The 11,439-nt window shown below is 67.8% G+C and carries 17 protein-coding genes and 1 pseudogene; all 18 read right to left on the bottom strand.

The window, feature by feature from the left end; genetic code table 11:
* Positions 1-44: 44 nt before the first annotated feature.
* Positions 45-362, bottom strand: a pseudogene (locus tag TU31_RS14665) (HU family DNA-binding protein); the annotation flags it as partial.
* Between the two features lie 44 nt (positions 363-406).
* Entirely contained in the window at positions 407-793 is a 387-nt protein-coding gene (locus tag TU31_RS14670) for a hypothetical protein (RefSeq protein ID WP_158894467.1), read from the bottom strand.
* A 22-nt stretch (positions 794-815) separates the two neighbouring features.
* Positions 816-1,268 carry a hypothetical protein gene (locus TU31_RS14675; RefSeq protein WP_042154450.1) on the bottom strand — a complete coding sequence of 151 codons (453 nt, stop codon included), beginning with the start codon at positions 1,266-1,268 and terminating at the stop codon, positions 816-818.
* Positions 1,265-2,761 (bottom strand): DNA cytosine methyltransferase, encoded by a 1,497-nt coding sequence (locus tag TU31_RS14680; protein WP_042154451.1) that lies wholly within the window; start codon positions 2,759-2,761, stop codon positions 1,265-1,267. The genes TU31_RS14675 and TU31_RS14680 overlap by 4 nt, the downstream gene beginning before the upstream one ends.
* A 71-nt stretch (positions 2,762-2,832) precedes the next feature.
* Positions 2,833-3,315 carry a hypothetical protein gene (locus TU31_RS14685; RefSeq protein WP_042154453.1) on the bottom strand — a complete coding sequence of 161 codons (483 nt, stop codon included), beginning with the start codon at positions 3,313-3,315 and terminating at the stop codon, positions 2,833-2,835.
* Between the two features lie 60 nt (positions 3,316-3,375).
* Positions 3,376-3,531, bottom strand: coding sequence for a hypothetical protein (locus TU31_RS38585; RefSeq protein WP_158894470.1), 156 nt, complete (start codon positions 3,529-3,531; stop codon positions 3,376-3,378).
* The gene (locus tag TU31_RS14690) at positions 3,528-3,746 is read right to left on the bottom strand and encodes a hypothetical protein (RefSeq protein WP_042154455.1); all 219 of its coding nucleotides are present in this window, start codon (positions 3,744-3,746) and stop codon (positions 3,528-3,530) included. Before TU31_RS14690 ends, TU31_RS38585 begins: the two co-directional genes overlap by 4 nt.
* Positions 3,746-4,399, bottom strand: a complete 654-nt coding sequence (locus tag TU31_RS14695; RefSeq protein ID WP_042154457.1) for a hypothetical protein — start codon at positions 4,397-4,399, stop codon at positions 3,746-3,748. The genes TU31_RS14690 and TU31_RS14695 overlap by 1 nt, the downstream gene beginning before the upstream one ends.
* An 80-nt stretch (positions 4,400-4,479) precedes the next feature.
* Complete coding sequence (locus TU31_RS14700; RefSeq protein ID WP_042154459.1) at positions 4,480-4,908, bottom strand: hypothetical protein; 429 nt, start codon at positions 4,906-4,908, stop codon at positions 4,480-4,482.
* Between the two features lie 103 nt (positions 4,909-5,011).
* A complete protein-coding gene (locus tag TU31_RS38590; RefSeq protein WP_158894473.1) occupies positions 5,012-5,992 on the bottom strand; it encodes a helix-turn-helix domain-containing protein in 981 nt (326 codons plus the stop codon).
* A 90-nt stretch (positions 5,993-6,082) separates the two neighbouring features.
* Positions 6,083-7,213 (bottom strand): PD-(D/E)XK nuclease family protein, encoded by a 1,131-nt coding sequence (locus TU31_RS14705; RefSeq protein ID WP_042154461.1) that lies wholly within the window; start codon positions 7,211-7,213, stop codon positions 6,083-6,085.
* A 31-nt stretch (positions 7,214-7,244) separates the two neighbouring features.
* Positions 7,245-8,336, bottom strand: a complete 1,092-nt coding sequence (locus TU31_RS14710) for an AAA family ATPase (RefSeq protein WP_052718942.1) — start codon at positions 8,334-8,336, stop codon at positions 7,245-7,247.
* 23 nt (positions 8,337-8,359) lie between these two features.
* Positions 8,360-8,704: a hypothetical protein gene (locus tag TU31_RS38595; RefSeq protein ID WP_052718943.1), complete on the bottom strand. Its 345-nt coding sequence runs from the start codon at positions 8,702-8,704 to the stop codon at positions 8,360-8,362.
* 216 nt (positions 8,705-8,920) lie between these two features.
* Positions 8,921-9,508, bottom strand: a complete 588-nt coding sequence (locus TU31_RS14720; protein ID WP_042154463.1) for a hypothetical protein — start codon at positions 9,506-9,508, stop codon at positions 8,921-8,923.
* Between the two features lie 178 nt (positions 9,509-9,686).
* Positions 9,687-9,941, bottom strand: a complete 255-nt coding sequence (locus TU31_RS14725; protein ID WP_042154464.1) for a hypothetical protein — start codon at positions 9,939-9,941, stop codon at positions 9,687-9,689.
* 30 nt (positions 9,942-9,971) lie between these two features.
* On the bottom strand, positions 9,972-10,814 hold the full coding sequence (locus tag TU31_RS14730) for a peptidoglycan-binding protein (protein ID WP_052718944.1): 843 nt from the start codon (positions 10,812-10,814) through the stop codon (positions 9,972-9,974).
* A gap of 39 nt (positions 10,815-10,853) precedes the next feature.
* Positions 10,854-11,174 (bottom strand): hypothetical protein, encoded by a 321-nt coding sequence (locus TU31_RS14735; protein WP_042154467.1) that lies wholly within the window; start codon positions 11,172-11,174, stop codon positions 10,854-10,856.
* A 38-nt stretch (positions 11,175-11,212) separates the two neighbouring features.
* The gene (locus TU31_RS14740; protein WP_042154469.1) at positions 11,213-11,437 is read right to left on the bottom strand and encodes a hypothetical protein; all 225 of its coding nucleotides are present in this window, start codon (positions 11,435-11,437) and stop codon (positions 11,213-11,215) included.
* Positions 11,438-11,439: the final 2 nt, after the last annotated feature.

The raw sequence follows: 11,439 nt of genomic DNA on the forward strand, positions 1-11,439 counted from the left end.
CCGGCGGTGGCCGGGGCGGCGTCGGCAGGTCAGGTGCGGGGCGTCTTGGGCGCCTTCTTGATGGCGCTGCCGTGTTGCGGGAGCGCCTTGGTGCCGTCGACCAGGGCCTTGAACGACGCTCCGGGCCGGAAGCGGACCGCGCGGGTGGCCTGCACCTGCACTCTTTCGCCGGTCTGCGGGTTGCGAGCGAACCGCGCCGGGCGCTCCACAGGCGCGATGGAGCCGAACCCGGTCACGCGGACGCTCTTGCCGTCGGCGACAGCGCGCACGATGGAGTCGAAGACCGCTTCGACCGCCTCGGCTGCGGCGGCGCGAGAGCCGAGCTTGGTGGCGACGTCCTCTATGAGGAGGTTCTTATTCATGGCTTTCCTTGCTGTGAGTTGGGAGATGGGTCGGTGGCCGGACGTCAGGCCGCGGGTTCCTTGAGGGCGAGCGCCCAGTGGTTGGCGGCCGGAGGCACCTGGGCGACGGCCCGGGGCACGTAGGCGACGGCCTCGACGGGGATGTCCGCGTAGTCGCCGTAGGTGCGGCGGCACAGGTTGCCTTGGGGAGTCGGCGTCGGGTCGGTGTGCGAGTCGGGATCACTGCTGCCGATCAGGTGCGCCCACCGTTCGTAGACACCGTCCTCGGGCTTGTACATGAGCAGCCGAACCCCGGCGCTGTACTCCCCGTTGTCGTGGTGAATGGGGGCGAACTCGATGCGGGGTGCGGGCAGATCGGGGTTGAGCTGGGCAATGAGCGCCACGGCCGCAACAGGGCCGAGGAGTTCGCGCATCGATCGGTCTTCAAGCACGGGGTGTCTCTCCTTCGATGGATCAGGCGACGTTGGGGAGTTCGAGCTGCTGCGCGTCGTCCTCGGCGTCCAGCGGGTTGGGGCCGGGCTGGTAGAAGGGCTCGCACCGGGGGCACTGCTGCTCGACAGCTCGTCGGTGGGCCCGGGACCCGGCGGCGGTGCCGCACGACTTGCGGATCACCGGAGGCGGAAGCTCGGAAGGGTCGGCGTCCGGGAGGGCGTGGACGATCACGCCGTTGAGCCAGATCCGGCCGCCGCACACGCCGTCGAACTCGTTCTTGGCCGGGACGACCTGTTTGATGCAGGCGGCCCGGAACGGGCAGCCGCCGCAGACGTACAGGACGGGTTCGCAGATGGCGACCAGGTCCTTACCTGTCTTCCAGCGGCTGTCGGCTACGGCGAAGTCGGGATCGCCCCAGCACGGGGCGTGGCCGGTGACGTGGGTACCGGGCAGTGCACTGCGAGATCCGGTCACAGGACGGGCTCCAATCGCTGGCCTATCCACCTGGCGACGTTCACGGAAACCGCGTTGCCTGCCTGCATGGTCTGTTCAGCCTGGTTGCCGTAGACCACGTACTTCGCAGGGAACCGCTGCCCTTCGAGCTGTTCGCGAGGCTTGAGCATCCGGAAGTAGCAGTCGTCGATGCTCGGGGCGCTGCGCACGAGGGCGGCCGAGTCGCGGGTGGAAAGGGTGTGGACGGGTTCGGCGGCCGTCTTCACCGCGGCCTTGCGGTACGGCACGACGAGGGTGTTCCGTGCCCGCTCGGGCACTCGGCTGGCGTGGGTGACCAGGCCGTGGTGATTGCCCTGGGCAGTGACTCCGCTGAGCGGGTGGCTCGCGGGGCTGGCCGTGGCGTTGTTGCGGTACTCGACGATGAACGGGTCCACCGTCACTAGGGCTTCACTTTCGCGCGTGGTGCGGGTCCGCAGCGGCACGTCGACGGGGACGGCGTCGGTGTTCCATGAGCCGCCGGTCGGCACCAGGAGCGCGTCACCCTGTTTGGCCGTCCGTGTGGGAAGCGGCCGGTCCTCGACCGCGTAAGCCCTGTCTCCGCCGTCCTTGCCGTGGGTGAGCGTGATCGAGCTGGGGCGGTAGGGAAACTTGAGGAGGCCCGCGCGGATACGGTCCATCGTCGTGTCCACGAGGGGCTTCTTGCGGTCGCCGATCCGGGTCCCGAGGTCGTCCCAGTTGATGATGTCGCTGGCCGGGCGGACGTATGGCTCGACCATGGCGTGTCGGCAGCGGGTGTTGGGGCAGCGGTAGATGTAGTCGCGCCGGTACTTCCCGATGCGTACGCCTTCGACGTTCCAGGTCTGAATGGCGTGCACGTCCTCGCCGCAGTCCACGCACGGCGCGAGCGGCCTGGGCTCCAGGTCTGGCTTGCGCATGACCTTGAGGGTGAAGACCACGTACATCCGGTCGCGCCACTGAGGGGCGCGCAGGTTGACGTCGTCGCCGATGTGCGCGCTGCTGACGCACACGATCTGGTACTGGTAGCCGAGCAGTTCCATGGCTTCGAGCCACTTCGGGAACAAGATCCAGTCGAGGCCGAACTCGACGACGTTCTCGACGACGATCGCCTTGAATCGTTTGGCCTCGGCGGCGCGTACGACGCACCAGCCGGTGACGCGGGTCCGTTCGAAGGCGTCCTTGGTGAGGGCCTCCCACTCCTCGCCCTCCTCGAGCAAGTCGAGCAGGTCGATCTGGTTGGTCTCGCGGCGCCGCCCGCCGGCCGGACTGATCTCGGTGCAGATGACCGATGCCCACAGGACATCGGCGTTGGGCAGGTAGCGCATCGGGAAACCCGAGATGTCGATGCACGCGTGATCGGCATTGCGGTGATTGGCAGCGTGCGTGTCGATAGCGAGCTGCCAGTGGTTGATGCCGAGGATCAGTTCGTGACCGGCTTCGACAAGCCCGGTGCTGCTGCCGCCCGCGCCACACAGCAGGTCGATGACTGTGGCCATGGTGGTGTGCTTCTCCAAGAGGTTTACGGAGCCCGGCCCCGCGTGGTGGCGGGGCCGGGCGGCAGCCGGGATCAGTGGGTGCGCAGGCCGCCGTGTGCTCTGGCGCGGCGCAGGAAGGCGATCCAGCGCCTCCACGTCGGGTCACCAACGGGCATCTCGGCGATCTCCACCTGCGGGTGGGCCTCGTAGGTGGCCAGTGCGGCGCTGATCTCGGCGACGGTGACGAGGAAGCCGTCGCTCCAGGCGAGCTTGTACGCCGGGATCCCGGTGGGATCGGGCTCGGCGGCGTCCGTGACTGCCTGGTACGCGGCCCGGTATTCGGCGATGCGGGTCGCAGTGGCCTGGTCGGGCTTGGCGCCGGGTTGAAAGTCCTCACGCTTCAACCCGTAGGCGGCAAGCGTCGGGTAGGACGGGATGGGAAGGTCCACGAGCATCCCGAAATTGCTCATCGCGTCGAGTGTGCGTGGCATGGCGGTAATCGCGAACCGGAAATAGTTTTCGTCACCTTCGGCGGGCTTGCCGTCAGGGGTCTGGATGTAGATGTCGTATCCCACGGGGTTTCTCCAAGAGGTCTGCGGCTGCCCGGCCCGGCGTCAGGCCGGGCCGGGCAGCGTTCAGCGGTGGGCGGCGTGTCGGTGGTGCTGTTCGCCGCAGGTGGTGCATCGCGGGAGCCGGTTACGGGCCTCCCAGCGCAGTTCGTCGACGACGATCACGGCGAGGCCGGCAGCGGCGCCGAGGGCGAGCGCGAGCAACGCGTACATGGCGGTCATCGCGTCACCGGCTCGTCGCGCGCCGGGCAGGGCTGCATGAGCTGCATGCAGGCGACCAGCACGGCGTGGGCGTCGTTGGTCTTGAGTGCGTTGTCCAGCGCGGCCTGGACCTGGGCTCGCTCGTCGGCGTTCTGCACGTGGGCGATCACGCAGTTGCACGGGCGATTGATGGTCTCCTCGGCCGTACGCGGCTGGCCCGCTTCCGTGCCGGGCATCAGGCGGTGACCTGACCGACGTGGGCGAGGTAGACGGTGGCGACCTCGCAGTTCTTCTCCCAGACCGTGAGCGGCCAGTCAGTTCCGCCCTGCTCGTGAATGCACCGCCAACCGTTCTGCATCAGGTCGTGGGTGGCGTAGCCGTACTCCTTGACCGCCGCGTGGCGGTCATCGAAGGGGCCCTGGATGAGCTTGCTGATGGGCTTGTGCTTCTTCGTCACTCCGTCGATCTGGACGGACATGAGGTCGATGAGCCGGGGAGCGAGGTGCCGCTCGGTGACGAAGGCGGTGATGGCCTGGACGAGGGGGACGACGTTGTTGCCGTGCTGCGAGTGCTCGCCGTCCTCGGTGGAGTTGTAGACCATCTCGTCGATGGTCGGGTTGTCCTCGTGGCCGCGCCTGACGTGCCAGCCCTCGACCTTGTTGGGGTCGAGGGGCAGTTCCTCGACCGAGGAGATCCACAGGTGCGATCCGTCGGTGAGTTGTGCGGTGATGCCGAACATGCCGCCGGAGATTTCGACGTCGGTGACGAGCGGGATGCGACGGAGCGCGGTGATGACCGGCTCGTAGGCGTTCCACAGCTTGCGCCACAGCGGGTCGTCGGTGTTGTCGTGCACGGGCATCGGGGCCATCTGCGCGAGGTCGTTGCTCACGTGGTTCTCTCCAAGAGGTCTTGTGCCGCTCAACAGTACAGAGTTGGGATCTATTTGGAAACGGATTGAAACGACTGCAGCTAGCAGCCGGAGGGCCGCCGGCGCTCCCCCCGGGCCCCTCGGGCAACGGCGGTCAGGACCGCGAGTTCGTCGGCGCGCCCCTTGGCCGCGTCGGCGATGTGCTGCGCCTGGTGGGCGAGGCTGCGCGCCTGCATGAGGGCGTGGTGGCTGTCGCGGGGGTCGAGGTGGATCTCCGCGCCGCCGAGCTCGTCGAGGAGTTCACCGACGATCTCGTCCCGCACATGCTCGGCATGACCGAGACCGTCGAGGGCGCGCTCACGCTCAGCCTGATCCTTGAGGTCGGCGATCTGGATGAGCATGTCCCCGATCCCCTCGGGGTCTTCGCGGTAGAGGTCGGCGAGGGTGCAGATCTGCTCGTGAGCGGCGGCGCTGCCGTCGAGCACGAGCGCGCCCTTGTGTTCGCGGCGAAGGGTGGGCAGGTAGCTCATGTCGTCCTTCCGGTTCGAGGGAGCCCTTCCCCCTCTTTCCGGTTCTATTCTATATGCAATACCAGGGATGTCCAGATTCCTGGCGGAATATTCGTTCGGGCGCCTAAGTTTTTTTCTGCCTGCGGGCCTTGGACTGAAGCACCGCCTCACGCGCAGCCCTGCGGGCGGCCTCCACCGACTCCGGGCGCTCCTCGACCTGTTGGCGGCGACCGGCCGCATCCTCGTGCCACTCATCCCAGAAACGACCGTGCGCCTGGTGCTCCGCCGCCTTGGCTTCATCCCGCTCCCTCTCACGTCCTGCGCGCGGGTTGGTACCGCACCCACGGCAGGAGGCAGCAGGGCGCCCACGATGCCTTGCACAGCCCTTCTGTGGCTCCTCGCGATCCGGCGTCGGGGGGCCTGTCGGAGCGGGCGCGGGCTCCCCTACGGCGTCAGCCGTGGGGGTAGGGGGGAAAGGAAGGACAGAGGAAGAACCAGGAAAGGAAGGGGTTTCACCGCTGGAACCCAGTGGGTTCCCCCCGTGAAACTCATCGGGTTCCACCGGTGGAACCCGACCCTCTGGCCCCTCCGGGTTCCCCCCGTGGAACCCTGCCTCTTCCTCTGGGTTCCCCCCGTGGAACCCTGCTCCCACCTGCGGCTTTGCGGCCTTCTGCCGCCGTTCAGCCTCACGGGCTTCGACGTCCTGATACGTCATCGCGGGCTTGGCCGGAGCCGAACGCACCACCCCGGAGCGGGCTTTGCGGGGGTTCTTGGGGGCGGCCTTGCGCGACTCCGCAGCCGCCTTGAGTTCCGGCGTGGTCGGCGTGGGCGGTACGCCGAGCGGGAAGACCCGGTAGACCGCAGCGCGGCCCGCCTTACCGGTCTCGACACGTTCGACGAGCCCCTTGGCTATCAGCTCCGTGACGATGGTGATGGCGCGCTTGTCGGTCACGCCGACCCAGGCGGCAAGGCGAGTCAGGCCGGGCCGCGCGAGGCGCGTCTCATCGTCGGCGCTGTCCGCGATCTTCATGAGGGCGAGTTTCTGGCTCTGGCTAAGCACGTCGGGCGGCAAATACGCCGCGGCGATCATCAGTTGGATGGACACGGTTCCCCTTGGGCGGTACGAGCACGGCGGCAGGACGGGGCGCCCCGCCCGTCGTTCACGGGCGGGGCTGAGAGGTCATGGGTTCCGGGGTCAGGCCGGCCCGACGTTGATGACCGGAGCCGTCTTCTTGCCGGTCTTCCGCCGTGGGACGGGCAACCCCGCCGCCTTGAGGTTCTTGACCATGCGATCCGCGTCCGGCTTCATCGGCACCGGGATGCCGGCGACCTCGTGGAGGTCGACCATCGCCTCGACGTCGTCCTTCTCCTCGTCGTTCCCGCCGCGCCAGGAAAGCCTGTTGGGTCCGTAGATTCCGGCCGGGGACTGGTCCAGCTTCTTGCGTGCGAACTTCTTAATCCGGTCGCCCTCGCTGGCGAGTTCGTGTCCCTTCACGTAGTCGATGAGCGCCTGCTCGCGGTCGGCGTCGTTGTGAATGAGTGCCGTCTGCTCGGGCACGCCCGGAGCTGTCCCCGGCCAGCACAGGGAACGGAACGGGCAGTAGTCGCAGATGGCGTCCAGGCCCGGCCCGTTGAAGTCGCGCGGCATCTCTTCGGGGTCGCTGGTCTCGCGCACGCGCTCCACCCACCACTGGGCCTCGGCAGCCCGCTGGGGGTCGAAGTCGATCTCCTGGATGTGCTCCGCGCCGCTGTCGCGGTTGATGAAGCGGAAGCGGATGCGGCCGATGTCCAGTGGCCCCAGGCGGGATAGGTATCGCTGGCCGGGTACGTCCTCGAACCCCTCCTCGTGCAGCGCGCCCGCGTAGAGGTGGACCTGCCGCAGCTCGGCGGCCGTGGCGCCGTAGCGGAGGACTCGGTCCCACATGTACGTGGACTTCGTCTTCACGTCCTCCACGGTGAGCACGTCGGCGGGTATCGCCGGTCTGTGCCGGGCAGGCAGGCGAGCGGCTGTCGTCGCGTCGAGCTGGACGACATCGACGTGCCCCCGGATCAGGTCGTCCTGGACACTCCGCTCAACCAGCCATCCGTACTCCGTGCGCGCCGACTCCAGCAGGCCGTAGTGGATGAACGTGCCGAGGATCGCGGCGCGCTTGTCGGCGTGATCGGTCGGAGTCACGCCGTGCAGGATGTACGCGGCGCGTCGGCCGCACACGGTGTCGGATGCCCCGAGCTGGGTCTGAAGAGAGCGGGGGCGGCGGGCGTCGACGTCGTGAGCGGCACCCCAGATGGAGGGCGCGACACCGTCAACGGTGGTGGCTACAGACATGGGAGTTCTCCAAGATGTGAGTGCGGGCCGGTCACTGCTCGGCGTCCGCGTCCTGCTCGGCGGCCTTCCGCTTGGCGGCGGCGCGGAGCTTGTCGGCGTCGGTCAGTGGGCCCTCGCCCATCTCCGAGCGCGGGTTGTCCAGTTCGGCCGCCCTTTGCTCAGCGGCGGCCCGGACAGTGGCGATCTCCTCCCGGCTGAGGCGGTTGGCCGGGTCCGGGACGGAGCGCCACAGCGCGCCGAGAGCTTCCTTGTCCTTCAGCTCGGCGATGCGGGTAAGCCACGGCTGTACCAGGTCGCCGGCGAGCGCGGGCATGATGCGCGGCTGGGATTCGACGGAGCAGCCGAGCTTGTTGAAGACCAGGTCCTCGATGCTGAAGTCCCGCAGGGTCAGCGGCTTCTTCTGCTCCACGCGCATCCGCAGCGACCGGACCTTGATGATCTGCGGGTCAGCGTTGCGCTTCATCCGCACCCAGCAGGTCGAGTCGAAGCCCAGGTCCTTCTGGGCCGCCACCTTCCACTCGCTCTTGTTCTGGATCGGCTGACCGTTGTCGTCCGTCGCGCTGACCTGCTTACCGCGGGCCAGGACAATGGAGATGCCGGGCAGGGTGCGTAGCAGGTAGATGATCCTGTTCCACCGCTCCAGGGCGTCGTTCCACAAGTTCCGGCCGATGTCGTAGGCGGCGTCCGGGTCCTCCTGGAGCAGCGCGCGGTTCTTCCGCGTGCGGCGGCCCCGCTCGTACGTCCAGTTGGTCAGCATCCGCCAGAAGGCCGAGCCGGAGTCGATGGCCAGAACGACCGGAGGTTCCCCGGCTGCCGCAGCGCGCCGGGCTTCGGCGTGCACGGCCTCGACCTGTTCGAGGATGTCCCGGTAGGTTCCGTCGTGCTCGATGATCAGATAGTTCGCGCCTTCGATGGCGGCGTATTCGTCGGCCGATCCCTCGTCGAGGTCGATCCAGTACATCTGGCCGATGCGGTCACTGCTGGAGAACTGGGCGGCCGAGTAAGTCTTGCCAGCGCCTTCCTCGCCCTCGATGAGGAGAAGGGGCCACGGGACGATACCGGTCGGCTTGCGGGTCTTGAGCTTGATGGCAGGCGGCTTTGCGGCGCCCGCTGGTGCGTTCACGATCTGGCTCCAAGAGGTCGTGGTCAGTCCGTGCGCAGAGCGCGGACTTCGAAGAGCGGGGACCACTCCGGGTGTTCGGCCAGCAGAAGCCGGACGTACCGGGAGCGGTAGTCGTTGTTCAGCGCGAACTCGTCGCCTCGGGTCGCCGCGCCGTACTGGTAGCGCAGGAGCTCGAAGAGCATCCCGATGCCGATGCGGCCGAACCCCTTCTCCGCGCAGTCGGCGGTCATCCGGGCCAGCGCCCTGAGAACCCAGGGGTTGAGCGCGTGGAACGCCTCGAACCGCTGCTGGATGGTCAGGTCGCCGACGTCGGCGGGGTGGCGAACGGGCTGGACGGTGCCGAACAACGGCGGCTGTTCGATCAGCAAGGCTCTCCCCTCAGAGATAGCACTCACACTCTGGAGTGTTGGAATCTATCTCCGGATAGGAGGAATGTCGATCGACAACGCCATCGACCCCCGCCGGGCGGCCCCCTGGAAACCTGCATCTCCACCCCCAAGAAGATAGAAGCGCACCCCCTTGGTGCGCTTCTATTCTATATGCAACTAGGGGTGAGATCAAGAACAAGTCGCCCTGATCTGCGGTTACTTGGCGGGTTGGCGCGCGGCCTTGCCGCGCGGCACGATCTTGGCCCCGGGACCGTCGTAGGTGCCGTCGCGCAGCGCAGCCAGGACCTGTTCGTCGACCGCCCAGTCCACCCCGCGCGCTCCGGCCTGAAGCGCGGGCACGTCTTCCGCCACCGGCTCAAGGAGCCAGATCGGCGATCCAGACAGGGTGTAGTCGGCAGGACGGAAGCGGCCCGTGCCGACCGCCTTCCTCAGCAGCGCGCCGGACGGCAACCGAAACAGCGCCACCAGCTCAGCCTGGCCCACCAGCGGCGGAAGCTGGCCGACCTCCCCGACCCAGTACCCCGGGTCCTGCTCCTTGATCAGTCGCGCAAGCTCGACCTCATTGAGGTGCTTCGTGCGCGGGGTGGTCTGACCGAAGCCCTTCACGAACTGAAGAAGCCAGTAGGGCGACCCACTGATGATCTTGGCATACCGATAGTCGAGCGTGTGGTCACGGCTGATCCACTGACTGACCTGGAGCCTCTTCACGTCATACAGCGCGGCGAACTCGGCCCCGCCGGCCAGGTACGGCTTCCTCGCCGCTGGCCTCTGATCCCCTGCCACTCCATCGCCTCCCGCTCACGGCACGTCTGCATATAGATTGTAACCAGCGTGGAAGCGGAACCCGTATCCCCCCGGAGACCCGGTAGTGTGGGTGCTTCCAAGAGGTCGAAGGCCCCCGTCGAGAGACGGGGGCCTTCTTCCTGCTTATCGTGGGCTGCTCGGCGTCACGCCGATCTGGTCAGGTCCTCGGCAGGGGGAGCTGCGAGCCCTCATACTTCGGCGGCCGGGCGTAGCCGAGCAGCCAGCCGAAGCGGGGCGACAGGTGCTCCTCGGCGAAGCGGAAGACCCCGTAGTAGACGAAGATTGCGACGGGGGTGAGGACGCCGGTGACGGCGGTCGTGTCCAGGTCGAGGCCATGCCGCAGGGCCACCGCGACGAGCCAGCCGACCGCGGCCGGCACTCCGGTGCGCAAGAGAGACGCGTACAGGTTCATGATGGTTGGCTCCTTGATGGGGATGGAAGGTCAGCCGAAGAGGCGGGCCCAGGTCTGGGGGCCGGCGAAGCCGTCGGCATCGGAACCGCTCCACCCCTGAGCTCGCTGGAAGTCGGCGACGTTCAGACGGTCGGCCTCGCCCCAGTCCCGGGAAGGGCCAACGCGGTAGTGCTTGCCGAACCCGCGGCGGACGAGCTGCTGGCCAAGCAGCAGGATCGACGCGTTCGACTTGCCTGGCCCGAAGGCGCTGCGACCAGGGAAAGGCGGCGCCGGCTTTGATGCATGCCCCGAGCTGGGCCACTTCGGCATGGGCCCGGGGTCGTTGTGCTCGTTCTCGGGCACCTGACCATGCGCGTAGTGGCCGCCGCGGGCCTCCCAGATGCGCTCGCTGCGGTTCGCACTCCAGGTCGGGCTGCCCATCGGCCAGGCGTCGGGAACGCCCCAGCTCCGAGCCCAGGCAATGATCTTGTCGAGGCCCTTCGCCGGGGTGTCGCGAACGGCCGCGTACGACCGCCCGTTCACCCGGCAGTAGGGGAAGAACAGCGTCTCGACCTGGAGGCAGACTCGGCCCGTGCGGTTGGTCCTGGTACCGCCGGCGGAGTCAACGACCGACTTCGACCGGCTGTTGGCCGGGTAGAACTGGGCAGTCCGCCCAGTGAACGGATCCCACAACAGGTGGGGGGCGCAGCTGCTGCCCCCTCCCGTGAAGTACCGGACGAGCTGATCGAAGGGGACGAGATCAGCGGGCTTCTTCGCCGAGGCGTTCTTGTCCCAGGTGATGTGCCAGATCACGCGGGGTGCGTACTGGGTGTCGGTCGGTGCGGTGTCTCCGAGCGGATGACGCTCGGCACCAGGCAGCCAGAGATCCGGCATGAGGCGCGTCCTGCTTCTCCCCCGCGCCTTTAAGTGAATTTACAGTCCGAGCAAGCTGACGGAGATGGCGACGACCACACCAACAATCACCGGCGCGACGAGAGCGGTGAGCGCCAAACGTCGTGCGCTGCGCGTCGCTTCGCGTTCCGCCTCCCAGGTTCGGCCCATGGTCGCGAGCTCGTCCTGGATGGCCTTGATCCGAAGCTCATCGGTGCGTCGATCGGCTTCGTACTGGATCTTCGTAACCATCTCGGCGAGGCGCGCGCCGAGCTCGGCGAAGTCCGAGCGCAGGTCGTCGCGCAGCTGCTGCATGGCTCGCAGCAGCTCCCACGGAGTGGGGTCCTGGTTCGGCGCGGTCACGTGGCTCCTCCGTCAAGGGCCCCACGCCGTAGTTCAGTCTAGGACGCCCTGGTAGGACCCGAGATCTGCTGGCCGTCGCTGTCGCCGAGCAGGGTCTCGATGGGTTGCCCGCACTGCCCGCACTGGCCGCGGTAGATCGGCGGCTCCGGATTCTCGTAGTAGAGCCCCGTGAAGGGGATGTTCTCCGCCGGGCATCCCGGAGTGCGGCAGATCGCGGTCAGTTCGACTGACGGCCACTCGGCGACGTCGCTGGGGTAGGTCATGC

It is taken from the genome of Streptomyces lydicamycinicus, assembly GCF_000829715.2.
GTDB lineage: Bacteria > Actinomycetota > Actinomycetes > Streptomycetales > Streptomycetaceae > Streptomyces > Streptomyces lydicamycinicus.

What these genes read in the sequence shown, in the direction of transcription:
- TU31_RS38585 (WP_158894470.1), bottom strand. Translation starts at nt 3,531, where the DNA reads ATGACCGCCATGTACGCGTTGCTCGCGCTCGCCCTCGGCGCCGCTGCC.
- TU31_RS14730 (WP_052718944.1), bottom strand. Translation starts at nt 10,814, where the DNA reads ATGCCGGATCTCTGGCTGCCTGGTGCCGAGCGTCATCCGCTCGGAGAC.
- TU31_RS14740 (WP_042154469.1), bottom strand. Translation starts at nt 11,437, where the DNA reads ATGACCTACCCCAGCGACGTCGCCGAGTGGCCGTCAGTCGAACTGACC.
- TU31_RS14680 (WP_042154451.1), bottom strand. Translation starts at nt 2,761, where the DNA reads ATGGCCACAGTCATCGACCTGCTGTGTGGCGCGGGCGGCAGCAGCACC.
- TU31_RS14690 (WP_042154455.1), bottom strand. Translation starts at nt 3,746, where the DNA reads ATGCCCGGCACGGAAGCGGGCCAGCCGCGTACGGCCGAGGAGACCATC.
- TU31_RS14705 (WP_042154461.1), bottom strand. Translation starts at nt 7,213, where the DNA reads ATGTCTGTAGCCACCACCGTTGACGGTGTCGCGCCCTCCATCTGGGGT.
- TU31_RS14725 (WP_042154464.1), bottom strand. Translation starts at nt 9,941, where the DNA reads ATGAACCTGTACGCGTCTCTCTTGCGCACCGGAGTGCCGGCCGCGGTC.
- TU31_RS14700 (WP_042154459.1), bottom strand. Translation starts at nt 4,908, where the DNA reads ATGAGCTACCTGCCCACCCTTCGCCGCGAACACAAGGGCGCGCTCGTG.